This window comes from Azonexus caeni, from assembly GCF_048146105.1.
Taxonomy (GTDB): Bacteria; Pseudomonadota; Gammaproteobacteria; order Burkholderiales; family Rhodocyclaceae; genus Azonexus; species Azonexus aromaticus_B.
The window spans coordinates 1-22,732 of record NZ_JBKJAD010000008.1 but is presented as its reverse complement, the minus strand read 5'-3'; the positions used below and the strand labels follow the sequence as shown (position 1 = coordinate 22,732).

The 22,732-nt window shown below is 62.3% G+C and carries 18 protein-coding genes; 9 read left to right on the top strand and 9 right to left on the bottom strand.

The annotated features are described in order from the left end of the window. Positions 1–72 precede the first annotated feature (72 nt). Together ACLIIZ_RS10015 and ACLIIZ_RS10010 are read left to right on the top strand one after the other, a co-directional pair. Positions 73–663: a nucleotidyltransferase domain-containing protein gene (locus tag ACLIIZ_RS10015; RefSeq protein ID WP_416691962.1), complete on the top strand. Its 591-nt coding sequence runs from the start codon at positions 73–75 to the stop codon at positions 661–663. Continuing rightward, positions 641–1,057 carry a hypothetical protein gene (locus ACLIIZ_RS10010; protein ID WP_416691961.1) on the top strand — a complete coding sequence of 139 codons (417 nt, stop codon included), beginning with the start codon at positions 641–643 and terminating at the stop codon, positions 1,055–1,057. Before ACLIIZ_RS10015 ends, ACLIIZ_RS10010 begins: the two co-directional genes overlap by 23 nt. Here the strand turns inward: ACLIIZ_RS10010 and ACLIIZ_RS10005 are convergent. From ACLIIZ_RS10005 to ACLIIZ_RS09995, 3 genes are all read right to left on the bottom strand, one after another. Beyond that, positions 1,038–1,337, bottom strand: a complete 300-nt coding sequence (locus ACLIIZ_RS10005; protein ID WP_416691960.1) for a hypothetical protein — start codon at positions 1,335–1,337, stop codon at positions 1,038–1,040. The genes ACLIIZ_RS10010 and ACLIIZ_RS10005 overlap by 20 nt on opposite strands. 148 nt (positions 1,338–1,485) lie before the next feature. Further along, a complete protein-coding gene (gene ppsA / locus ACLIIZ_RS10000) occupies positions 1,486–3,861 on the bottom strand; it encodes a phosphoenolpyruvate synthase (protein ID WP_416691959.1) in 2,376 nt (791 codons plus the stop codon). Between the two features lie 41 nt (positions 3,862–3,902). Next, positions 3,903–4,670 (bottom strand): FCD domain-containing protein, encoded by a 768-nt coding sequence (locus tag ACLIIZ_RS09995; RefSeq protein ID WP_416691958.1) that lies wholly within the window; start codon positions 4,668–4,670, stop codon positions 3,903–3,905. Positions 4,671–4,856: 186 nt separating this feature from the next. Here ACLIIZ_RS09995 and ACLIIZ_RS09990 point away from each other — a divergent pair, with 186 nt between their 5' ends. The 7 genes from ACLIIZ_RS09990 (at position 4,857) to ppsR (ending at position 16,274) form a co-directional block, all read left to right on the top strand. Continuing rightward, complete coding sequence (locus tag ACLIIZ_RS09990; RefSeq protein ID WP_416691957.1) at positions 4,857–5,645, top strand: (Fe-S)-binding protein; 789 nt, start codon at positions 4,857–4,859, stop codon at positions 5,643–5,645. Then, on the top strand, positions 5,642–6,310 hold the full coding sequence (locus ACLIIZ_RS09985; RefSeq protein ID WP_416691956.1) for a LutC/YkgG family protein: 669 nt from the start codon (positions 5,642–5,644) through the stop codon (positions 6,308–6,310). The genes ACLIIZ_RS09990 and ACLIIZ_RS09985 overlap by 4 nt, the downstream gene beginning before the upstream one ends. Next, positions 6,307–7,737: a LutB/LldF family L-lactate oxidation iron-sulfur protein gene (locus ACLIIZ_RS09980; RefSeq protein ID WP_416691955.1), complete on the top strand. Its 1,431-nt coding sequence runs from the start codon at positions 6,307–6,309 to the stop codon at positions 7,735–7,737. The genes ACLIIZ_RS09985 and ACLIIZ_RS09980 overlap by 4 nt, the downstream gene beginning before the upstream one ends. Before the next feature lie 99 nt (positions 7,738–7,836). Next, the gene (locus ACLIIZ_RS09975; protein WP_416691954.1) at positions 7,837–10,620 is read left to right on the top strand and encodes an FAD-binding and (Fe-S)-binding domain-containing protein; all 2,784 of its coding nucleotides are present in this window, start codon (positions 7,837–7,839) and stop codon (positions 10,618–10,620) included. Positions 10,621–10,752: 132 nt separating this feature from the next. Then, the gene (locus ACLIIZ_RS09970; RefSeq protein WP_416691953.1) at positions 10,753–12,573 is read left to right on the top strand and encodes an L-lactate permease; all 1,821 of its coding nucleotides are present in this window, start codon (positions 10,753–10,755) and stop codon (positions 12,571–12,573) included. Positions 12,574–12,678: 105 nt separating this feature from the next. Next, positions 12,679–15,441, top strand: a complete 2,763-nt coding sequence (gene ppc, locus ACLIIZ_RS09965; RefSeq protein WP_416691952.1) for a phosphoenolpyruvate carboxylase — start codon at positions 12,679–12,681, stop codon at positions 15,439–15,441. Positions 15,442–15,455: 14 nt separating this feature from the next. Continuing rightward, positions 15,456–16,274 (top strand): posphoenolpyruvate synthetase regulatory kinase/phosphorylase PpsR, encoded by an 819-nt coding sequence (gene ppsR, locus ACLIIZ_RS09960; protein ID WP_416691951.1) that lies wholly within the window; start codon positions 15,456–15,458, stop codon positions 16,272–16,274. Between the two features lie 75 nt (positions 16,275–16,349). Here the strand turns inward: ppsR and galE are convergent, their stop codons facing one another. From galE to ACLIIZ_RS09930, 6 genes are all read right to left on the bottom strand, one after another. Next, complete coding sequence (gene galE, locus ACLIIZ_RS09955; protein ID WP_416691950.1) at positions 16,350–17,354, bottom strand: UDP-glucose 4-epimerase GalE; 1,005 nt, start codon at positions 17,352–17,354, stop codon at positions 16,350–16,352. Positions 17,355–17,472: 118 nt separating this feature from the next. After that, a complete protein-coding gene (locus ACLIIZ_RS09950) occupies positions 17,473–19,446 on the bottom strand; it encodes a polysaccharide biosynthesis protein (RefSeq protein ID WP_416691949.1) in 1,974 nt (657 codons plus the stop codon). A 167-nt stretch (positions 19,447–19,613) separates the two neighbouring features. Next, positions 19,614–20,789 (bottom strand): DegT/DnrJ/EryC1/StrS family aminotransferase, encoded by a 1,176-nt coding sequence (locus ACLIIZ_RS09945; RefSeq protein ID WP_416691948.1) that lies wholly within the window; start codon positions 20,787–20,789, stop codon positions 19,614–19,616. Positions 20,790–20,792: 3 nt separating this feature from the next. Then, entirely contained in the window at positions 20,793–21,449 is a 657-nt protein-coding gene (locus tag ACLIIZ_RS09940; protein ID WP_416691947.1) for a NeuD/PglB/VioB family sugar acetyltransferase, read from the bottom strand. 17 nt (positions 21,450–21,466) lie between these two features. Then, complete coding sequence (locus ACLIIZ_RS09935) at positions 21,467–22,270, bottom strand: GNAT family N-acetyltransferase (protein ID WP_416691946.1); 804 nt, start codon at positions 22,268–22,270, stop codon at positions 21,467–21,469. Between the two features lie 15 nt (positions 22,271–22,285). Beyond that, the gene (locus ACLIIZ_RS09930; RefSeq protein ID WP_416692055.1) at positions 22,286–22,504 is read right to left on the bottom strand and encodes a sugar transferase; all 219 of its coding nucleotides are present in this window, start codon (positions 22,502–22,504) and stop codon (positions 22,286–22,288) included. Positions 22,505–22,732 lie beyond the last annotated feature (228 nt).

Here is a 22,732-nt window from a genome sequence, read left to right as displayed (position 1 = left end):
ATTCGACGCGCACCCAGGCGAGCAATAAGGAAAACACGCTACGTTCTGGCACGATCATGCTAAAGTTTGGCAATGTCTATTGCCACCGCCCTCTTTTCCGAAAGCCAGACCCGTGTTTTCCGCTGGCTGTTCGGCCAACCGGAACGCAGTTACCACCTCAGCGAACTGCGCCGTCTGACACTGCTCGGCAGCGCCTCGCTGCAGCGCGAACTGAATCGACTGGTCGACGCCGGACTGGTGCTTTCGGAACACGTCGGCAACCAGCGCCGCTTTCAGGCCAATCCTGACAGCCCGGTCTACGGCGAACTGCTCGCCCTGACCCGCAAAACGCTCGGCATTGGCCCGCTGATCGCCGAAGCCCTGCAGCCCCTCGCGGCACGCCTGGCCGTCGCGTTCATTTACGGTTCCGTCGCCAAGGAAACCGACACTGCGCAAAGCGACATCGACCTGCTACTGGTCGGCGAGCAACTCTCGCTGAACGAAGTCCTCACCCTGCTCCTGCCGCTGGAAGGGCAACTGGGGCGGAAGATCAACCCTAGCTGCTATACTCAATCCGAATACGCAAAACGCTTGGCCGAGCCGGATTCCTTCATCAATCGCATCCTCGCCCAGCCGACCCTGCCCCTAATCGGAGGAAACCTTGCCGCAAGCGGCGCTGGATAATCTGGTTCGCATCGGCCAACTAAAGGCCGAAGCACGCAACGACCTCGAAGTCGCCCGTCTGCTGAACATGGCACGGACTCGCTTCGACGACGCGCAAGTCGCCAGCATCTCCGCCGAAGGCCGCTTCACCTCGATCTACAACGCCGCCCACGCCGCCGCCCTGGCCGCGCTGCGCTGGCACGGCTACCGCAGCGAAAACCGCTATACCGTCTTCCAGTGCCTGCCCCACACGCTGGGCTGGTCGGCCGTGCAATGGCGCATTCTGGACAGTGCGCATCAGAAACGGAATCTGGCCGAGTACGAGGGATTTCTTGAGATTGAGGAATCGACCATCGCCGAATTGTGCGAACTGGTTGAAGCGCTGATCGCGGCTGTCAGCCGCCTGACTGGATAGCAATAAATGAACTTTCGCCCAACTGTCTTGAATTCCGAGCCGCTCGAAGCGCTCTGATCACCACGTCCCAGTTTTCATCCATTTTGTCGTGACAAGATACTTGGAGGCTCATCAACCACCGCTCAGAGGAGCACGTATGAGCTTCAGCAACTATCGCAGATGTCCCGTCGAGGGCTGCCAAGTCATCGTTTTCGATATCGAGCACGGTATCTCTGGAATCGGCAACGACATGCCAGACGTTGAGACCGAGGTCGGATCCGATAACGGTTTTGAGTGCCAAGACTGCGAGCATCCCAAGTGCTTATGCCGCCTCTTTGATCTCGAAATCTGAAACAGAACCACCTGTTGTTCAACGTAAAATCGGACTGAACAACAAAAGGCCGGGATCGCTCCCGGCCTTTCTTTTCCATCAAGGCTGATCGCGCAGATCAGTCCTTCTTGTGCGTCGCCAACCGCGTCCAGGTATCGACGACGGTGTCCGGGTTCAGCGAGATCGAGTTGATCCCCTGGTCCATCAGCCATTCGGCGAGGTCCGGGTGGTCGGACGGACCCTGGCCGCAGATGCCGATGTACTTGCCGGCCTTGTTCGCCGAAGCGATGGCCATGGCCAGCAGCTTCTTGACGGCCGGGTCGCGTTCGTCGAACAGGTTGGCGACCAGGCCGGAGTCACGGTCGAGGCCGAGCGTCAGCTGGGTCAGGTCGTTGGAGCCGATCGAGAAGCCGTCGAAGATCTGCAGGAATTCGTCGGCGAGCAGCGCGTTGGACGGGATTTCGCACATCATGATCAGCTTCAGGTCGTGTTCGCCCTGCTTCAGGCCGTGTTCGGCGAGCAGGTCGACGACGGCCTGGCCTTCGCCGACGGTACGGACAAACGGCACCATCAGTTGCACGTTGGTCAGGCCCATTTCCTCGCGCACCTTCTTCATGGCGCGGCATTCCATCTCGAAGCAGTCCTCGAAGGTCTTGGCGATGTAGCGCGAGGCGCCGCGGAAGCCGAGCATCGGGTTTTCTTCTTCCGGCTCGTAGAGCTCGCCGCCCAGAAGCTTGCGGTACTCGTTCGACTTGAAGTCGGAGAGGCGGACGATCACCGGGTTCGGCCAGAAGGCGGCGGCGATGGTGGAGACACCCTCGACCAGCTTCTCGACGAAGAATTCCTTCGGGTTGGCGTAGCCGCGGGCGCGGCGCTTGATTTCCTCGCGCTTGGAAGCCGGCAGGCGTTCGACGTCGAGGATCGCCTTCGGGTGGATGCCGATGACGTTGTTGATGATGAACTCGACGCGGGCCAGACCGACGCCGGCGTTCGGCAACTGGGCGAATTCGAAAGCCAGTTCCGGGTTGCCGACGTTCATCATGACCTTGACCGGGACATCCGGCATGGCGGAGATGTCGCGGGTGGTGACTTCGAAGTCGAGACGGCCGCGATAGACGTGGCCGGTGTCGCCTTCCGTGCAGGAGACGGTGACGACTTCGCCTTCGGTCAACGTCTCGGTGGCGTCACCGCAACCGACGATGGCCGGAATGCCCAGTTCGCGGGCGATGATCGCAGCGTGGCAGGTGCGGCCGCCGCGGTTGGTGACGATGGCGGAAGCGCGCTTCATCACCGGTTCCCAGTTCGGGTCGGTCATGTCGGCGACGAGCACGTCGCCCGGCTTGACCTGGTCCATTTCCTTCGGATCCTTGACCACGCGCACCGGGCCGACGCCGATCTTCTGACCGATGGCGCGGCCGGAGGCGAGCACCTTGGAGAAGGACTTCAGCTTGAACTTCTGCTGCTTGCCGGCGTGCGCCTGCGACTGCACGGTTTCCGGACGGGCCTGCAGGATGTAGAGCTTGCCGTCGACGCCGTCCTTGCCCCACTCGATGTCCATCGGACGACCGTAGTGCTTTTCGATGATCTGGGCGTAGCGGGCCAGTTCCATGACTTCTTCGTCGTTGATCGAGAACTGGTGGCGCAGGCTTTCTTCAACTTCTTCGGTGATCGTCGACTTGCCGGCGACCTTCTCGGCGGCGAAGGTCATCTTGATCATCTTCGAGCCGAGGTTGCGGCGGATCACGGCCTTCTTGCCCAGTTCGAGCATCGGCTTATGCACGTAGAACTCGTCCGGATTGACGGCGCCCTGTACCACCGTTTCACCGAGGCCGTAGCTGGAGGTGACGAAGACGGCGTCGCGGAAACCGGATTCGGTGTCGAGCGTGAACATCACGCCGGCGGCGCCCTTGTCCGAGCGGACCATGCGCTGGATGCCGGCCGACAGCGCGACGTCGGCGTGCACGAAGCCCTTGTGCACGCGGTAGGAGATGGCGCGGTCGTTGTACAGCGAGGCGAAGACTTCCTTGATCGCGTGCATGATGTTTTCCAGGCCGACGATGTTCAGGAAGGTTTCCTGCTGACCGGCGAAGGAGGCATCCGGCAGGTCTTCGGCGGTGGCCGAGGAGCGCACGGCGAAGGACATGTCGGCGTTGGATTCGGCGACCAGGCGCTGGTACTGCTCGGTGATGGCGATGGTCAGGTCCATCGGGAACGGCGTTTCGAGAATCCACTGGCGGATTTCGGCGCCGGTCTTGACCAGGGCATTGACGTCATCGACATCAAGCGCGTCGAGGGTGTCGTTGATCTTCTTGTCGAGGCCGGACTGCGCCAGGAACTCGCGGTAGGCGTGCGCCGTCGTGGCGAAGCCGCCCGGCACGCGGACGCCGGTGTCGGCGAGTTGCGAAATCATTTCGCCAAGCGACGAGTTCTTGCCGCCGACCTGGTCGACGTCGGTCATGCGCAGTTTTTCGAAGGGGATGACAAGGGCTTCCATCAGGGGGTCCTTTCGGTGGGGTCGAAGTTGTAAAAAGAAAATCAGGAGGTAGAGAAATCGGTGTTCAGTCGCCGTTCGGCGGTTTCGCGGCGGGCGACCGAGCGCAGCGAGTGGGCCAGCGTCTCGCGCACGAAATCGATGTGTGTCTCGGCGGCGGCGCGCGCCGCCTGCGGCTTGCTGTCGCGGATGGCGCGGTAGATCGCCTCGTGCTGGGTGAGCAGCAGCCGGCTGGCGGCCGGCACGCTCTTCAGTTCGCCGAGGTTGAGACGAATGTTGTCGTGCATCAGGCGCAGCAGCGCTGCCGACAGATGGCCGATCAGCACGTTGTGCGAGGCGTCGCCGATCGCCTGGTGGAAGGCGATGTCGACCGCCGAGCGCTTGTCGGTGTCGTCGCTCTGGAAGGCCGTCTGCAAGGCGCCGAAGGCCTGGTCGAGGCGCAGCAGGTCGGCTTCGGTGGCGCGTTCGGCGGCCCATTCGGCGGCCTGGCCCTCGATCATGCGGCGGAATTCGAGCATGTCCTCGCGCAGGTTCGGGTAGGAACCCATCATTTCCTGCCAGGGATCGAAGAAACTTTTCTCCAGCGCCGCCGTGACGTAGGTGCCGCCGCCCTGGCGGCTTTGCAACATGCCCTTCGACGCCAGCTTCTGGATCGCCTCGCGCAGGCTCGGCCGCGACACGCCGAGTTCGAGCGCCAGTTCGCGTTCCGCCGGCAGGCGGTCACCCGGCTTCAGCGAGCCTTCGAGAATGCGGCGTTCCAGCGTCGAAGCGACGGCATCGGAAATCCGCTGAACCTGCACCTTGTTCGGCATTGGTAAGACCACCATGATTGGTAAGACCGGGCAATTCTAACCAGCCGAAAAACAAAGCGCAAGCTTAGGGATTTCCCTTGACCATCTCCTTGATGCATTGACCAAGTTACGGTTTTGCCTTAAATTTCCATTCCGCGACACAAGTGGTCTTACCATTTATCCATCAAATAAAAACGCGGAGCGAGGATGACAAACCCAACAACCCAGACCAGCCGGCCAAGCGACGTCTATTTCTTTGCGACCTGCGTCGTCGACCAGTTCTTTCCCGGCGCCGGCCTCGACGCCATCACCCTGCTCGAACGCCAGGGCATCCGCGTGCACTTTCCGGAAGACCAGACCTGCTGCGGCCAGCCGGCCTACAGCAGCGGCTTCGAAGAAGAAGCGCGGCGCGTTGCCGCCCACCAACTGACGCTGTTTCCCAACGACTGGCCGATCGTCGTTCCGTCCGGCTCCTGCGCCGGCATGATGAAACACCACTACCCCAAGCTGTTCGCCGCCGACCCGACCCGCAAGGCGGTTGCCGAGCGCCTGTCGGCGCGGGTCTACGAGCTGACGCAGTTCCTGGTCGAGGTCCTCGATTTCCAGCCGCAGGATTGCGGCGGTGATTGCAAGGTCGTCCTGCACACCTCGTGCTCGGCGCGCCGCGAGATGGGCGTCCATCTCACTGGTCGCAAGCTGCTGGCCGGACTGGAGAAGGTCAGCGTCGTCCAGCAGGATCACGAAAGCGAATGCTGCGGTTTCGGCGGTACCTTCTCGGTCAAGCAGCCGGAAATCTCCGGCGCCATGGTCGAGGACAAGGTCAAGGCGCTCAAGGCCACCGGTGCCGAACGCGTCGTCAGCGCCGACTGCGGCTGCCTGATGAACATCCTCGGCCACGCCGCCTGGAAGGACCAGCAGGCCGGCCGCAGCGAGCCCAGTCTGCCCGGCGAACACATCGCCAGCTTCCTGCTGCGCCGTACCGGAGGTGGAAAATGAGCGCCCGCGACCGCATCCTCGGCAAGCTGCGCCAGCACGCGCCGCAAACGGCCAAACCGCTGCCCGACGTCGGTAGCTGGTACGCCATGCATCGCCCGCTCGAAGCGGCCGCGGAAAAAGCCCGGCGCTTCCGTCATTTCATCGAACTGGCGCACGCCGAAGTGCATGCGGTGACCGCCGCCAACTGGACGGAGACGCTGCACGCCGTACTCAAGGCGCGCGCCATCGACAAGCTGCTGGTCGCCGAAGGCACGCCGCACGGCGATGCGGCGCTCGACGCCCTGCCGCCGCGCGGCATCGAATGCAGCGTCTACGACATGGCGATCGAGGCCTGGAAGTCGGAAATGTTCAACGCCACGCCGGCCGGCCTGACCGCCGCCCGCGCCGCGATCGCCGAGACCGGCACACTGATCCTCTGGCCGAACGCGCTGGAGCCGCGGCTGATGTCGCTGGTACCGCCGGTGCACATCGTGCTGCTCGACGCGTCGAAAATCTACAACACCTTCTTCGAGGCGATGTCCACGGAAGGCTGGAAGAACGGCCTGCCAACCAATTCGCTGCTCATTTCCGGCCCGTCGAAGACCGCAGACATCCAGCAGACGCTGGCCTACGGCGCGCACGGCCCGAAGGAACTGATCGTCCTGCTGCTGGAGGGCGAGGCATGAGCGAACATACCTTGCACTTCAAGCCGGCCGAAGGCTTCCGCGCCCGCTCCAAGGCGGTCGTCGACAATCCCTTCCTGCGCCAGAGCTTCCGCGGCGCGATGGATTTCCTGATGAGCAAGCGCGCCGCCCAGTTCCCCGACCCCGAGGAACTGGAAAGCCTGCGCAGCCTGGGCGAAGCGATCCGTCAGTACAACCTGGCCAAGCTGCCCGACCTGCTCGTGCAACTCGAAGCCAACCTGACCCGCAACGGCGTCAAGGTGCATTGGGCGGAGACGCCTGACGAGGCGAACGCGATCATCCTCGGCATCATCCAGGGCCACGGCGCGACGAAGATGGTCAAGGGCAAGTCGATGGTCAGCGAGGAAATCGAACTGAACCACGCTGCCGAAGCGGCCGGTATCGAGGCGCTGGAGTCGGACATGGGCGAGTACATCGTCCAGTTGGCCGGTGAAAAGCCCTCGCACATCATCATGCCGGCGATCCACAAGACGAAGGAGGAAATCGCCCGCCTCTTCGCCGAAAAGGTCCCCGGCGTCGATTACACCGACAACGTCGATGCGCTGATCCAGATCGGCCGCAACGTGCTGCGCCGCAAGTTCCAGGAAGCCGAAATCGGCCTGTCCGGCGTCAATTTCGCCGTCGCCGAGACCGGCACGCTGTGCCTGGTCGAAAACGAGGGCAACGGCCGCATGTGTACCACGGCGCCGGCCATCCACATCGCCATCACCGGCATCGAGAAAATCGTCGAAAAGCTCGAGCACATCCCGCCGCTCTACTCGCTGCTCACCCGCTCGGCGACCGGCCAGAACATCTCGACCTACTTCAACATGATTTCCTCGCCGCGCCAGCCCGGCGAGAAGGACGGCCCCGAGGAAGTTCACCTGGTGCTGCTCGACAACGGCCGCAGCCAAGCCTACGCCGACGAGCAGTTGCGCAAGACGCTGCAGTGCATCCGCTGCGGCGCCTGCATGAACCACTGCCCGGTCTACACCCGCATCGGCGGCCACGCCTACGGCACGACCTACCCCGGCCCGATCGGCAAGATCATCTCGCCGCACATGCTCGGGCTCGACGCCACCGCCGGCCTGACCACGGCGTCGTCCTTGTGCGGCGCCTGCGGCGAGGTCTGCCCGGTGAAGATTCCGATTCCCGAACTGCTGGTCCGCCTGCGCAACGAGGCCTTTTCGGCACCGCATGCCAATCCCGCGATGCGCGGCCAGGGCGCCGGCCATTCGGCGCTGCAGTCGGCGATCTGGCGCGGCTGGGCGGCGGTCTATGGCTCGCCGGCGCTGTACCGCGCCGTTTCCTGGCTGGGCAGCCGCCTGCGTTTCCTGGTGCCGCGCCGCCAGGGCGGCTGGACCTCGGTCCGCACGCCGCTGCAGCCCGCCCCCAAGCGCCTGCGCGACCTGCTCAAGGACCGCAACTGATCCCTCTTGCCCGGCCCGCCGATTGATTCGGTGGCCGGGCTTTTTTTTGCCCGGAACGCCCGAATTCGCCCCGTCCAGTCCTCTATAAGACAGAAGAGAATGAACGCCCTGATCCAGACCCTCGCCGCCAGCCTGCCGTCCCACCAGGTCATCACCGACGAACTGCGCCGCCTCGCCTACGGCACCGACGCCAGCTTCTACCGGCTGATACCGCAGGTGATCGCCATCGTCGAATCGGAAGACGAAGTCCGCGCCGTGCTCGCCGCCGCCCATCGCCACGCCACACCGGTCACCTTCCGCGCCGCCGGCACCAGCCTCTCCGGCCAGGCCATCACGGACGGCGTGCTGGCGCTGATCGGCGAGGGTTTCGCCAGCTTCGAACTGAGCGACGACGCCGGCCAGGTCCGCGTCGGCCCCGGCATGATCGGCGGCGAGGTCAATCGGCGGCTGGCGCCGCTGGGCAGGAAGATCGGCCCCGACCCGGCGTCGATCGGCGCCGCCAAGATCGGCGGCATCGCCGCCAACAACTCTTCCGGCATGTGCTGCGGCACGGCGCAGAACAGCTACCAGACGCTGGCCGGCCTGCGCGTCGTGTTCGCCGACGGCAGCCTGCTCGACACCGAAGACCCGGCCAGCATCGCCGCTTTCCGCAGCACGCACGGCGCGCTGCTCGGCGAACTCGACCGCCTCGGCCGCGAGACGCGCGCCGATATCGCGCTCGCCGAGCGCATCCGGCGCAAGTTCAAGATCAAGAACACCACCGGCTACAGCCTCAACGCGCTGGTCGATTACAGCGACCCGATCGACATCCTGGCCCACCTGATGATCGGCTCCGAAGGCACGCTCGGCTTCATTTCCCGGGTCACCTATCAGACCGTCGCCGAAGACCCGTACAAGGCCTCGGCGCTGGTTTTCTTCCCGGACATCCGCAGCGCCTGCGAAGCGGTGATCCGCCTCAAGCCGCAGCCGGTCGCCGCCGTCGAGCTGCTCGACCGCCCGGCGCTGCGCTCGGTCGAGGACAAGCCGGGCCTGCCGCCGGTGATGCGCACGCTGGGCGACGGCGCCGCGGCGCTGCTGATCGAGGTCCGCGCCGCCGACGCCGACCTGCTGCAGCAACGCATCGCCGCCGTCGGCGCGGCACTCGCCGACATTGCCACGGTCGAGCCGCTCGCCTTCTCTACCGACCCGGCAACCTGCGAGATGTACTGGAAGGTGCGCAAGGGCACCTTCCCGGCAGTGGGCGCGGTGCGCCGGCCGGGCACCACGGTGCTGATCGAGGACGTCGCCTTCCCGGTGCCGATGCTGGCCGACGCCACACTCGACCTGCAGGCGCTGCTCGGCAAGCACGGTTACCACGAGGCGATCATCTTCGGCCACGCGCTGGAGGGCAACCTGCACTTCGTGTTCACCCAGGATTTCGGCGACCCGGCCGAGATCGAGCGCTACGCCCGCTTCATGGACGATGTCTGCGCCCTGGTGGTGCACAAGTACGACGGCTCGCTCAAGGCCGAGCACGGCACCGGCCGCAACATGGCGCCCTTCGTCGAGATGGAATGGGGCAAGCAGGCGACCGAGCTGATGCGCCGGATCAAGACCCTGTTCGACCCGGAAAACCGCCTCAACCCGGGCGTCATCATCAACGACGACCCGCGCGCCCACCTCGCCAACCTGAAGCCGATGCCGGCCGCCGAAGACCTCGTCGACCGCTGCATCGAGTGCGGTTTCTGCGAACCGCTGTGCCCGTCGCACCGGCTGACGCTGAGCCCGCGCCAGCGCATCGTCGGCGTCCGCGAACTGGCGCGCCGCGCCGCTGCCGGCGAAGCGCCGGGCGAACTGGCCGCCGACTATCCCTACATGGGGCTCGACACCTGCGCCGGCTGCGGCCTCTGTTCGACCGCCTGCCCGGTCGGCATCAATACCGGCGACCTCACCCGCCGCCTGCGTGGTCGCCAGCTTGGCGGCCTCGGCCGCGCGGCCGCCGCCTGGAGCGGCGAGCACTTCGGCGCCTTCAGCAGCCTCGCCCGGCTCGGCCTCAAGGCCGGCCACGCGGCGGCGGCCGTCCTCGGGGAAAACACCGTCGCCCGCCTCGCCGGGCCGGCCTGGCGCGTGCCGATGCCGCGCGCCGGCCGGGCGCCGGCGGTGCGCCACGGCGCAGGCGATCCGGTGGTCTATTTCCCGACTTGCGGCGCCCGCCTGTTCGGGCCGACCGCCGCCGGCGAAGCGCAACTCGGCGATGTCGTCCAGCAACTCCTGCTGCGCGCCGGCTACGCGCCGATCCTGCCGCAAGGTTTCGACCGCCTGTGCTGCGGCCAGATGCTGGCGAGCAAGGGGATGGCCGCCGAGGCCGACGCCATGGCCGACCAGCTCAGCGCCGCGCTGCTGCAAGCCTCGGACAACGGCCGCCTGCCGGTGGTGATGGACGCCAGCGCCTGCTCGGCGCGGATGCGCACGCACCTGGCCGGCAAGCTGCAGGTCCATGATTTCCACGAATTCGCCCACGACGCGCTGCTGCCGCGTCTGGTCATCCGCAAGCAAAGCGCACCGGTCGCCCTGCACGTCAATTGCAGCGTCAAACGCACCGGCGCCGACGGCAAGCTGCGCGCCCTGCTCGCCGCCTGCGCCGAACAGGTGATCGAACCGTCGGAAATCACCTGCTGCGGTTTCGGCGGCGACCGCGGTTTCGTCGTGCCGGAACTCAATCGCCACGCCTTGCGCCACCTGCACGACACCGCCAACGAAGCCGCCCTGGCCAGCTGTGCCTGCGGCGTATCCACCAATCGCACCTGCGAGATCGGCCTCTCCGCCGAAACCGGTATCACCTACCGCTCGGTCGCCTACCTGCTCGAAGCGTGCTCGCGCAAGGAGGACATCATGGGTTGCTGAGGGGGAAAAGACACGCCGGAAGCGAGGTACCAGCTCGCGCCCGGCGCCGAGACAATGCCCGAATTGACAGCGCCGTGAATGACAACTCAAGCGGCGGCTGCCTGACTACTTTTTGTTATAAGGAATAATTGTATGACCTGGCAAATGAATGTCGATCCTTTCGACAACATCGGCCTGTCCGCGCTGGTCGCGGCCCTGCCCATCGCCTTCCTGTTCTGGGCGCTCGCCATCAAACGCATGAAGGGCCATTTTGCGGCCCTCGGCGGCACCGGCATCGCCTTCCTGATCGCCGTCTTCGTCTATGGCATGCCGCTCGACCTGGCCGCCTTGTCCACGCTGTACGGTGGCGCCTTCGGTCTTTTCCCGGTGTGCTGGATCGTCGTCACCGCGTTGTTCATCTACAACATGTCGGTGAAGACCGGCCAGTTCGAAGTGATCAAGAACTCGCTCGCCTCGATCTCCGACGACCGTCGCCTGCAGGCGCTGCTGATCGCCTTCTCCTTCGGCGCCTTCATCGAGGGCGCGGCCGGGTTCGGCACGCCGGTGGCAATTACTGCGGCGATGCTCGCCGGCCTCGGCTTCAACCCGCTGTACGCGGCGTCGATCTGTCTGATCGCCAATACGGCGCCGGTCGCCTGGGGCGCCATCGGCATTCCCATCGTCGTCGGCGGTCAGGTGGCCGGCATCCCCGATCTGGCGCTCAGCCAGATGGTCGGCCGTACCCTGCCCTTCCTCAGCTTCCTGGTGCCGCTCTACCTGGTCATCCTGATGGCCGGCTGGAAAAAGGGCCTGGAAGTCTGGCCGGCCTGCCTGGTCAGCGGCGGTTCCTTCGCCATCGCCCAGTATTTCTCGGCCAACTCGCCGCTCACCGCGCCGCTGCTGCCCGACCTGATCGCCTCGATCACGTCGATCATCTGCACGGTCACCTTCCTCAAGGTCTGGCATCCGAAGGAAAGCTGGCACTTCGCCGACGAGCCGAAGCGCGAAGGCAAGGCCAAGCTGCTGTACACCGGCGGCCAGATCTTCCGTGCCTGGGCACCGTTCATCATCCTCTCGCTGTTCGTCTGCGCCTGGGGTATCAAGCCGGTCAATCAGGCGCTCGACCAGATCACCAAGACGGTGTTCAACTTCGCCTTCCCGATCGCCGGTCTCGACCAGATGGTGATCGACCAGGCCGGCAAGGCGAAGGCCGCGGTGTACAAGTTCAACGTGCTGTCGGCTGCCGGCACCGCGATCCTCTTCGCCTGGTTCTTCTCCATCGTCGTCATGGGCGCCTCGCTGAAGACCGCCGGCTGCGTCGCCCGCGACACGCTGGTCACGCTGAAGTGGCCGATCGTCACCATCGCCACCATCCTCGGCTTCGCCTACATCATGAACTTCTCCGGCATGGCGATCACGCTCGGCTACGCCGTCGCCAGGACCGGTGCCGCCTTCCCGTTCTTTGCCGCCATCCTCGGCTGGCTGGGCGTCTTCATGACTGGTTCCGACACTTCGACCAACGCGCTGTTCGGCAAGCTGCAGGCAGTCACCGCCGAGAAGATCGGCATCGACCCGGTGATCACGATGTCGGCCAACACCTGCGGCGGCGTCTGCGGCAAGATGATCTCGCCGCAGTCGATCTCGGTCGCCACCGGCGCCACCGGCATGGTCGGCCGTGAATCGGAAATCTTCCGCTTCACCTTCAAGCACTCGATCGGCATGGCCGTCGTCGTCGGTGGCATGCACATGCTGTGGGCCTACGTCTTCCCGGGCATGGTGCCGACCTACGTCAAGCCGGTCGCGGCGGCCGCCGCTGCTGCCGCCGGCGCCGTGCAGGCGGCGGTCAACCCGGTCGGCCTGATGTGGCTGGGGATCTTCGTCGCCATCATCACCTGCGTCACCTTCCTGGCCCGCCGCCTCGGCGCCGACCTCGAAGCGCCCACCGCCGGCCACGACGAAGTACATTTCCACTAAGCAAGACCGCCGCCGGGGCCCGCCCCGGCGGCATTGTCCGCCCATGAGCGGCGGACAACTGGCTACAATCGCCGCTGTTTCGTTTTCTTCTCCCCGGGAATTTCCATGTCTGACTCCGCGTCCGATCCGCGCAAGGACGAACCCCTGCGCACCGATATCCGCCTGCTCGGCCGCCTGCTCGGCGACACCGTGCGCGACCAGGAAGGCGACAGCGTCTTCGAAACCGTCGAAAAAGTCCGCCAGACCGCCATCCGCTTCGCCCGCGACGGCGACCCGGCGAGCCGCGCCGAACTCGCCGCGCTGCTCGATCCGCTGCCGCGCGACACCACCCAGGCCGTCGTCCGCGCCTTCAGCTACTTCCTGCAACTGGCCAACATCGCCGAGGACGAGCACCACATCCGCCGCCGCCGCGCCCACGACCTGGTCGCCGCGCCGCCGCGCGAAGGCAGTCTGCTGTTCGCGCTCGACGCGCTGGCCGAATCCCGGGTTTCACCCGCAGCCATCGCCGATTTCTTCGCCCACGCGCTGGTCGCCCCGGTGCTCACCGCGCACCCGACCGAAGTCCAGCGCCAGAGCCTGCTGCGCAATCACCGCGACATCGCCCGCCTGCTCGACCAACGCGAACGCCTGCAACTGACGCCGGAAGAGGAAGCCGACAACGAACTGGCGCTGGCCAACGCCATCCTCACCCTGTGGCAGTCGCGCATGCTGCGCCCGACCCGGCTCAAGGTGATCGACGAGGTCAAGAACGGCATCAGCTATTTCAAGGAAACCTTCTTCAGCGAACTGCCGCGCCTCTACATCCAGGCCACCGAACAACTGCAGAAACGCTACCCGGAAACGCGCTGGGCGCTGCCGCCCTTTTTCCGCGTCGGCTCGTGGATCGGCGGCGACCGCGACGGCAACCCCTTCGTCACCGCCGACATCCTGCGCGAGGCGCTGCGCCTGCAATCGGCCGCCGTCATCAACCACTACCTCGACGAAGTCCATGAGCTGGGTGGCGAGCTGCCGCTGTCCGAACTGCTGGTCGACATCACGCCGGAACTGCGGGCGCTCGCTGAACGATCGCCCGACCGCTCGCCGCAACGCATCGACGAACCCTATCGCCGCGCGCTGTCCGGCATCTACGCCCGCCTCGCCGCCACCGCCCGCGCCCTCGACCATGTCGAGCCGGTGCGCCACGAGATCGGCCAGGCCGAGCCCTACGCCAACCCGGGCGAATTGCGCCACGAACTGAAGGTACTCGCCAGCTCGCTCAAGCTCAACGGCGGCGCCCGCCTCGCCGGCGGCCGCCTGCGCCGGCTGCTGCGCGCCGTGCAGGTTTTCGGCTTCCATCTGGCGCCGATCGACCTGCGCCAGAATTCCGAAGTGCACGCCCGCACCGTCGCCGCGCTGCTCGCCGCCGCCGGCCGCTGCCCGGACTACGAGGCACTTTCCGAAAACGAGCGGATCGACCTGCTGTGCGCCGAGATCGCCTCGCCGCGCCCACTCTATTCGCCCTGGCTGAACTACGACGAGGAAAGCCGCGGCGAACTGGCGATCTTCTTCGCCGCCCGCGAACTGCGCGAGAAATACGGCGACGCGGCCCTCCCCAACAGCATCATCTCAAAGACCGACGGCGTCTCCGACCTGCTCGAACTGGCGCTGCTGCTCAAGGAGGCCGGGCTGCTGCGGCCGGGCCCGGAACCGGCGCTCGACGTCAATATCATCCCGCTCTTCGAAACCATCGAGGACTTGCAGAAGAGCGCCGCCATCATGGACTGGCTGTTCGCGCTGCCCGCCTACCGCCGTCTGGTCAGCGCCCGCGGCGACGAACACGAGGTCATGCTCGGCTACTCGGACAGCAACAAGGACGGCGGTTTCCTGACCTCGGGCTGGGAGCTTTACAAGGCCGAAATCCAGCTCGCCGAAACCTTTGCCGAACACGGCATCCGCCTGCGCCTGTTCCATGGCCGCGGCGGCTCGGTCGGCCGCGGCGGCGGTCCGTCCTACCACGCCATCCTGGCCCAGCCGGCCGGCGCCGTCTCCGGCCAGATCCGCCTGACCGAACAGGGCGAAGTCATCTCGACCAAGTACGGTAACCCCGACACCGGCCGCCGCAACCTCGAAGTGCTGCTCGCCGCCACCCTGGAAGCCAGCCTCACCGACCACGAAAACCGCGTCGAGCCGGCCAGCCAGTTCCACGGCGTGATGGACGAACTGTCGCAGCGCGCCTTCCGCGCCTACCGTGGCCTGGTCTATGAAACCCCGGGCTTCACCACCTACTTCCGGCAATCGACGGTGGTTTCCGAAATCGCCTCGCTCAACATCGGCAGTCGCCCGGCATCGCGCAAGGCTTCCGAGCGCATCGAGGACCTGCGGGCGATTCCCTGGGTCTTCTCGTGGGCGCAATGCCGGCTCATGCTGCCCGGCTGGTACGGCTTCGGCAGCGCCGTCGACGGCTGGCTGGCGGAAAACCCCGACGGTCTGGCGACGCTGCGCCGCATGCTCAAGTCCTGGCCCTTCTTCCAGAGCCTGCTCTCGAACATGGACATGGTGCTGGCCAAGACCGACCTCGCCATCGCCTCGCGCTATGCCGAACTGGTCGCCGACAATGAGCTGCGCGAACGCATCTTCGGCCGCATCGTCGCCGAATGGCAACTGACCCGCCGCCACCTGCTGGCCATCCTGAAACAGGACGATTTCCTCGCCGACAACCCGATGCTCAAGCGCTCGCTGCAACTGCGCGCGCCCTACATGGACCCGCTCAATCACCTGCAGGTCGAACTGCTCAAGCGCCACCGTGCCGGCGACGGCGACGAGCGCGTCGCCCGCGGCATCCACATCACCATCAACGGCATCGCCGCCGGCCTGCGCAACAGCGGCTAAAATCCCCCGCCATCATGCCCAATCCGATCAAACGCACCGTATTCTTCATCTCCGACGGCACCGGCCTCACCGCCGAAGCCCTCGGCCACAGCCTGCTGACCCAGTTCGAGGACGTCGAATTCCGGCAGATCCGCGTCCCCTTCCTGGACAGCATCGACAAAGCCCAGGAAACGCTGCAGCGCATCAACGCGCAAGGCGAAGCCGACGGCATGCGGCCGATCGTCTTCACCACGCTGGTCAACCAGGACCTGGCGACGATCATCCACCAGGCCGACGCCTTCTGCCTGTCCTACTTCGAAACTTTCCTCGCCCCGCTGGAAGTCGAACTCGGCCGCAAATCGAGCCACACCGTCGGCCGCTCGCACGGCACGGCGGAAAGTTCGGAATACAAGAAGCGGATCGAAGCGATCAACTACACCCTGGCCCACGACGACGGCATCACCGACCGCGACCTCGAGGAGGCCGACGTCATCCTGGTCGCCGTCTCGCGCTGCGGCAAGACGCCGACCTCGCTCTACCTGGCCATGCAGTTCGGCCTGAAAGCCGCCAACTTCCCGTTGATCCCGGAAGACTTCGACCGCGGCCGCCTGCCCGGCACGCTGGAAAGGCACCGCAGCAAGCTGTTTGGCCTCACCATCCAGCCCGAACGCCTGCACCAGATCCGCGAAGAACGCCGCGCCGGCAGCAAATACGCCGCGCTACCGAACTGCCGCTACGAGATCGCCGAGGCCGAAAAGATGATGCGCCGCGAAGGCATCCGCTGGCTGGATTCCTCGACCAAGTCGATCGAGGAAATCTCGGCCACCATCCTGCAGGAACTAAATCTGCGCTAAAAATTTCCTAGTATCAGACCCCGGACACTTGGCGCAACTGAAACCAATCGGATCAGCTTGGCGCTTACTACTCCCTTACAAACCCGTAGGGTTTGCCTCCTGCCAACGCCAAGCGTCCATGCACATAATGTCTATATCTCTTTCCGCACTCCAGTTCAAAGCTTGCGCCGCAAGTTCCGGATCTGCATAGCAACTGGCAACGTCACCCGGACGACGATCCACCACACGATAGGGGACCTTCCTGCCAGAGGCCTTCTCGAAGGCCGCAACCATTTCTAGCACACTATAGCCGCGCCCTGTACCAAGATTCACGGTGATTTCACCAGGCTTTCGATTTAGCACATCAAGCGCAGCAAGATGACCAAGCGCAAGATCGACGACGTGAATGTAGTCACGGACACCGGTGCCGTCAGGCGTTGGATAATCATTTCCGAAAATGGACAGTTCGCTTCGACGACCGACGGCTACCTGTGCAACGAAAGGCATCAGGTTATTCGGAATACCATTCGGATTTTCACCGATCAAACCGCTTGGATGCGCGCCAACGGGATTGAAATACCGCAATATGGCCACCCGCCAATCCTGATTAGCTTTGATTTGATCACGCAGTATTTCTTCGATAAACAGCTTCGTCCGTCCATAGGGATTAGTCGCTTTTAGCGGAAAATCCTCACGAATTGGGACTGAGCGTGGATCACCGTAAACAGTCGCCGACGAACTGAAGACAAGCTTACGCACCCCCGCTTGCTGCATAGCTTGAAGCAGACTTAGCGTGCCAACGACATTGTTTTCGTAATAGTGAAGTGGTAGCGATACAGACTCTCCAACCGCCTTCAGACCGGCAAAATGGACAACAGCATCAATGTCGTTCGCTGCAAAGAGTTGTGTCAAAGAAGCGCAGTCGCGAATATCACCCTCAATAAACAAAGGAGCTCTGCCTGCTATTCGCTCAATCCGTTCAAGAACCCGAAGGCTACTGTTACTCAAATTATCCAGAATCAGAACTGATTCGCCACGCCCTAAAAGTTCGACGACAGTGTGAGAGCCAATATATCCAAGCCCCCCAGTAACCAAAATCATCAGAAATTTCCTTTATTGATTCAATCAGCGATTGTGCAACCGCCTGATTTTCTCAATTGCCATGTACAGTAGCGTTAGTCAGACGTGATACGACTTAGCGTCAATGACAACCATCGGCTCAAGCCACCTTGGGCAGCGCCTGGCGCTCGGCGTAGATCAGGTCACAGATGCGGGCTTCCGGACGATAACCGGTCACCAGTTCCTGGATGCGCGCCCGGACACCGGGATAATCGTCGCTCTTGATCGCATCAATGGTCGATTGCAACTTCTGCTTCAACTCGTCCCAGGAAATGTAAGCCTCCTGGGCGCGCATGATCATCTGGTGCTGTGTCGGCAGAACATCATCACCGATCAACAACTCCTCGTAGAGCTTTTCACCGGGACGCAGGCCGGTGAACACAATCTCGATATCGCCGTTGGGATTCTCGGCGTTGCGCACAGTAAAACCGGAGAGGCGAATCTTCTTTTCCGCCAGTTCGACGATCTTCACCGGTTCGCCCATGTCGAGAACAAACACGTCGCCGCCCTCGCCCATTGAGCCCGCCTGAATCACCAATTGCGCCGCTTCGGGAATGGTCATGAAGTAGCGCGTGATCTCCGGATGGGTCACCGTCAGCGGCCCGCCGTTTTTCAATTGCTCGCGGAAAACCGGGATGACGGAACCGGAAGAACCCAGCACGTTGCCGAAACGCACCATCGTAAACCGCGTCTGATTACGCACCCTGACCTGACCGTAATCGCGGAACAGCGCCGGCTGCGGCTCACGCGCCAACGCCTGCAGCACCAGTTCCGCCATGCGCTTGGTACAACCCATGATGTTCGTCGGGCGCACCGCCTTGTCGGTGGAAACCAGGACAAAATTCTGCACGCCGGCCACCATGGCCGCCTGCGCCGTGTGCAAGGTGCCCATCGTGTTGTTGAAGAAGCCCTCAGCCACGTTGTACTCGACCATCGGCACGTGCTTGTAAGCCGCGGCGTGGTAAACCGTATTGACCTGCCAGGTCTGCATCACGTCCAGCAAGCGCCCGAAATTGCCGACCGAGCCCAGGATGGGGATCAAGCGCGTATCCAGGGAACGCTCCCGGATCAAATTCTCCAACTCGCCATGAATGGCATACAGCGAATACTCCGAATGCTCGAAGAGAATCAGAATTCGCGGCGCGCTGGTCATCACCTGGCGGCAGAGTTCGGAACCGATCGAACCGCCGGCACCGGTGACCAGCACCACCTGCTCGCGGATGCAATGCTCGAACAGGGCGGTATCCGGCGCCACCGGCTCCCTTCCCAGCAAATCGCAAATATCGACTTCCTGAAAATCATTGACCTTCACGCGGCCGCTGGCCAGATCCATGAACCCCGGCACCGTGCGTACATGCAGGGGAAATTTACCGAGTTCGTTGAGAATTTCCCGGCGCCGGTTACGGCTGACTGAAGGCAGGGCCAGCAACACTTCCTTGACCCCGCTGCGCTTGATCATCTCGCCAATCTGCTGGCCAGAAAACACCGGGGTCCCGTCAACGGCGCGCCCAACCAGATCGCCATCGTCGTCGAGGAAAGCCACCGGCTGCATCTCCCGGCCGATGCGCAGTGAAGTCAAAAGCTGCTGCCCCGCACTGCCGGCGCCGTAGATGGCAACACGCGGCAACTCGGAGACATGATTGGCCTCGACACGCGTGGAAACGGTCTGGCTCAAAAGAACACGCATCACAACCCGGACACCACCGATCATCAGGAGCGCGAATGCGCCATACAGAATGGGCAATGAAGGCGGCACCACCCAAGCCGGAGATTGCCCCCGCCAGAGAATCACCAGCGCCAATATGGCAGCGGAAAGAAAGACAGACTTGAACACCGTGAGCAAGGCCCGGGCGCCAAAATAGCGAACGACTGCGCGATACATCCCGGCAACTACGAAAATCGGGATCGTAAACAGTGGGACCGAGATGAACAGCCAAGCATGACGCCCCAGGGGATCAATGGGAAAGGCCGTGTCGAAACGAACAAAAAGTCCGAGCCACAAAGCCACCCAGATCAGTACCACATCAACCGCAACCTGCAGAGCGCGCTTCTGCCCCCAGGAAAGCTTCAGCAAAGGATGACAAAACCCACCACACCTACTTACCTGGTCACCTTCTATTTTTGCGTTTGTGTCCAAAGCCGAGCTCATGAATTACGTTCGGGCTAGCATTCTAGCATGCAGACGCAAATGTAAAGAACTGTCAAACCATCGCTCAGCAGAAACCACACCAATGCTCGAAATCAGCAAGAGGCACGAGCCATGACATCGCGCAACACCTCTCCGGCTTTACCAATCTCTGCATCGCTCAGGGTGGGATGAACCAGCATCATCAATGCCGTCTCGCCAAGCTCATGTGCCACCGCCAAACCCGGCTCGGGCCGCCAACCGGTTCCATCAAAGGCTCTTTCCAGATAGACCTCGGAGCACGAACCGGAGTAACACGGAACTCCAGCCGCAACGATTTCCGCCATGATGCGATCACGGGACCAGCCCACCCCCAGCATCTCGGGACGAACGAACATATAGAACTTGTACCATGCATGTTCCACCTCGGCAGCCGGCAACGGCACCCGCAACGCCGGACAAGCCTCAGCCGCATCAGCCAATCGTAGTGCATTTGCTTTGCGGGCTGCATGCCACTCAGGCATCCGCGCCAGTTGTATGCGACCAATCACCCCCTGCAACTCCGTCATCCGCCAGTTGGTGCCGAACGACTCGTGCACCCAGCGAAAGCCCGGCGGATGTTCACGCTCGTACACGGCATCCCAGGATTTGCCATGGTCCTTGTATGACCAGGCTTTTTTCCACCAATCGCGCCGATTCATCGTCAACATGCCACCCTCGCCACCTGTGGTCATGATCTTGTCCTGACAGAAGGACCATGCCCCGAAGTGGCCTATCGAGCCAACCGCCCGCCCCTTGTAGCGCGCGCCATGCGCCTGGGCGCAATCCTCGATGACGTACAACCCCTTTTCCTCAGCCAGCGCCATGATCTCATCCATCTCGCACGGCCAACCGGCCAAATGCACACAGATGATCGCCCGCGTACGCGGAGTCAGAACCGCCAGAACGGTATCAGCCGTAATGTTCTGGGAATCGCGATCCACATCGGCGAAAACCGGTACAGCCCCGGCCGTCACGATGCTGGAGGCCGAAGCCAGGAAAGTACGCGAGGTCACCACCACTTCGTCGCCATGACCGATGTCCAGGACTTTCAAGGCTAGATCAAGTGCCAACGTACCGTTTGCCAGAGCAATTGCGTACTCGCTACCGCACCAGGTCGCAAACTCCTTCTCGAATTCGCGGCATTCCTGGCCGGTCCAGTAATTGACCTTGTTCGAAAGTAGTACACGCGAAACGGCTTCAGCCTCTTCCTGCGTGAAGCTCGGCCAAGGGGAAAACGGGGTATTCAACATTTCTCAATCCTTGATCAACGGCCGGGCTGGATTACCGACCACAGTAACACCCGGCGGAACATCCTTGGTCACCACCGCACCCATACCAACAACTGCACCACGCCCAATTACCAGGGGCTTGCCGGGAATCCCCTGTCGAATTATTGCGCCAGATCCGATGTAAGCGTGATCATGAATATGCACATTACCGTTGCACTTGACGCCTGGAGCAAAAGTAACAAAATCGCCGATCACGCAATCGTGCTCGACGTAGCTGTAGAGATTCGCCTGGAAATGAACGCCAATCCGAATGTTGGAAGTCAAGGTCACGAAGGGACTCAAAATAGCCCCATCGCCAAGCGCTACCTCATCCATCTCGACGACATTGGCCGCACGAACATTCCAGAAATGGACACCTGCTCCAATGCAACGCCCCGCCAGCATCTCGCGTATACGACTGTTGGCAATTGCTAATGAGGCATATCGCTCCACACAATCCTCAGCGAGGAACTGCTCGAAAGTCAGCACGCGGTGGCCGTTAACCTCCAGAGCCGGCGGGTTGTCATCAACGAACACTAACTGATCCGCCGGAATACCTGCCTGCGCAAGCTGTGCCCGGGCCAGCGGAATAATGCCGCGACCACAACCGTTAGCACCATAAATAGCGAACAAATTAGCCATCAGATTAAAAACCGAGATTAGAAAACATCCGACATGACAAATTCACGCCGAAAGTCGGCCCCATGATAGCCAGCGTCAAATAAACGGAATCCAAACTGATATTTAAACAGGTTGGGTGTTAGGAAATTTTCAGCCGAAAACTTCCCATCAAGCAAAACTCTGTAATTCTGATGTCGCTCTATCGAGTTCAACCCATTTCGATCGATATGCAGAACATTCCAGACACCTTGATACTCTTTGGCAACGAGTCCCGGCATCCTGTTTATTTTTGCTCCCGGCATGGAAAATCGCCAGTTGGCCTGTGCCTCATCAAGCGAATCCCATTCGATTTCAGCTGGCTTCAACAACGCCCTCTGCAAATCCTGACTGTCCAGAATTTCACCTCCGGAGAAATCAAAAACCCCATCCGGAATCAGAAGTGTCCAGCCGAGATTTTTTATAAAACCAGGCGCCGAATTCGCGTTCGGAAAACCATAAACCATCGACGCCCCATCAGCTTCGAGCATCGAATAAACCCGCTTGGCCAACTCGGTGAATAACCCCTTCCCTCTACCATCCGGATGAACCATGGTCGTCATCGAACGATAGGCAATGAAAGAGTTCCCACGAAAACTCAAGCGAGTGGGAAGAACTGCATAATGCCCGAGCAATTTCCCATTTTCATAAAAGAGTGAAACGTATGGATCACCTACTGGATTATCGATATAAAACCAACGCCACTCATCGCGGGATAGTGGTTTTCCGAACGAGTCCAGGAAAAGCTGACTAATTTCCTCTTCCTTGTCGAGAAGTGTATTTTTATCCTTGATATCGAAATACATCAAATAGTCTCCAAATCAGTTTTTTTTATTGGCATGCTGATCGTAACGGGTCGCCGTCGCCTGCCCGGGCATAGAAATCCCTTCTCGCCCCAGGACGACGGGAATTGTCTTCAGAAAAATTTCGAGATCCATCCTGAAACCGAAGCGCCGGACATATTCGACATCAAGAGAAAATTTCTGATCCCAATCCAGGGAGTTCCTCCCCCGAATCGCAGGGCCTTTGCACTCGAACATCATAGCGAGTGGAATATGCCGTTGAAGTCACATGACCGAGAGAATCGTTAACTTTCATTGGCTTATGCATGTGTATTGTAAACGCCTGAAGAATCCGGTCTACTTTCGTCTTTTGGACGGACGAAATGCGCCATGGAAGCTTCAGTCTGATGGATTGCCTTGATGAGCTTGAAGACCCGCGAGAAACCAGTAATGGAACGCTCTACGATTTCCGGGAGCTGCTGGTGA

Excerpts from the sequence above, each read along its gene's own strand:
- ACLIIZ_RS09990 (WP_416691957.1), top strand. The coding sequence starts at position 4,857 with ATGACAAACCCAACAACCCAGACCAGCCGGCCAAGCGACGTCTATTTC.
- ACLIIZ_RS09930 (WP_416692055.1), bottom strand. The coding sequence starts at position 22,504 with ATGTTCGAGTGCAAAGGCCCTGCGATTCGGGGGAGGAACTCCCTGGAT.
- ACLIIZ_RS09970 (WP_416691953.1), top strand. The coding sequence starts at position 10,753 with ATGACCTGGCAAATGAATGTCGATCCTTTCGACAACATCGGCCTGTCC.
- ACLIIZ_RS09940 (WP_416691947.1), bottom strand. The coding sequence starts at position 21,449 with ATGGCTAATTTGTTCGCTATTTATGGTGCTAACGGTTGTGGTCGCGGC.
- ACLIIZ_RS09945 (WP_416691948.1), bottom strand. The coding sequence starts at position 20,789 with ATGTTGAATACCCCGTTTTCCCCTTGGCCGAGCTTCACGCAGGAAGAG.
- ppsR (WP_416691951.1), top strand. The coding sequence starts at position 15,456 with ATGCCCAATCCGATCAAACGCACCGTATTCTTCATCTCCGACGGCACC.
- ACLIIZ_RS09935 (WP_416691946.1), bottom strand. The coding sequence starts at position 22,270 with ATGTATTTCGATATCAAGGATAAAAATACACTTCTCGACAAGGAAGAG.
- ACLIIZ_RS09980 (WP_416691955.1), top strand. The coding sequence starts at position 6,307 with ATGAGCGAACATACCTTGCACTTCAAGCCGGCCGAAGGCTTCCGCGCC.
- ACLIIZ_RS09985 (WP_416691956.1), top strand. The coding sequence starts at position 5,642 with ATGAGCGCCCGCGACCGCATCCTCGGCAAGCTGCGCCAGCACGCGCCG.
- galE (WP_416691950.1), bottom strand. The coding sequence starts at position 17,354 with ATGATTTTGGTTACTGGGGGGCTTGGATATATTGGCTCTCACACTGTC.
- ACLIIZ_RS09975 (WP_416691954.1), top strand. The coding sequence starts at position 7,837 with ATGAACGCCCTGATCCAGACCCTCGCCGCCAGCCTGCCGTCCCACCAG.
- ppc (WP_416691952.1), top strand. The coding sequence starts at position 12,679 with ATGTCTGACTCCGCGTCCGATCCGCGCAAGGACGAACCCCTGCGCACC.
- ACLIIZ_RS09995 (WP_416691958.1), bottom strand. The coding sequence starts at position 4,670 with ATGCCGAACAAGGTGCAGGTTCAGCGGATTTCCGATGCCGTCGCTTCG.
- ACLIIZ_RS10015 (WP_416691962.1), top strand. The coding sequence starts at position 73 with ATGTCTATTGCCACCGCCCTCTTTTCCGAAAGCCAGACCCGTGTTTTC.
- ppsA (WP_416691959.1), bottom strand. The coding sequence starts at position 3,861 with ATGGAAGCCCTTGTCATCCCCTTCGAAAAACTGCGCATGACCGACGTC.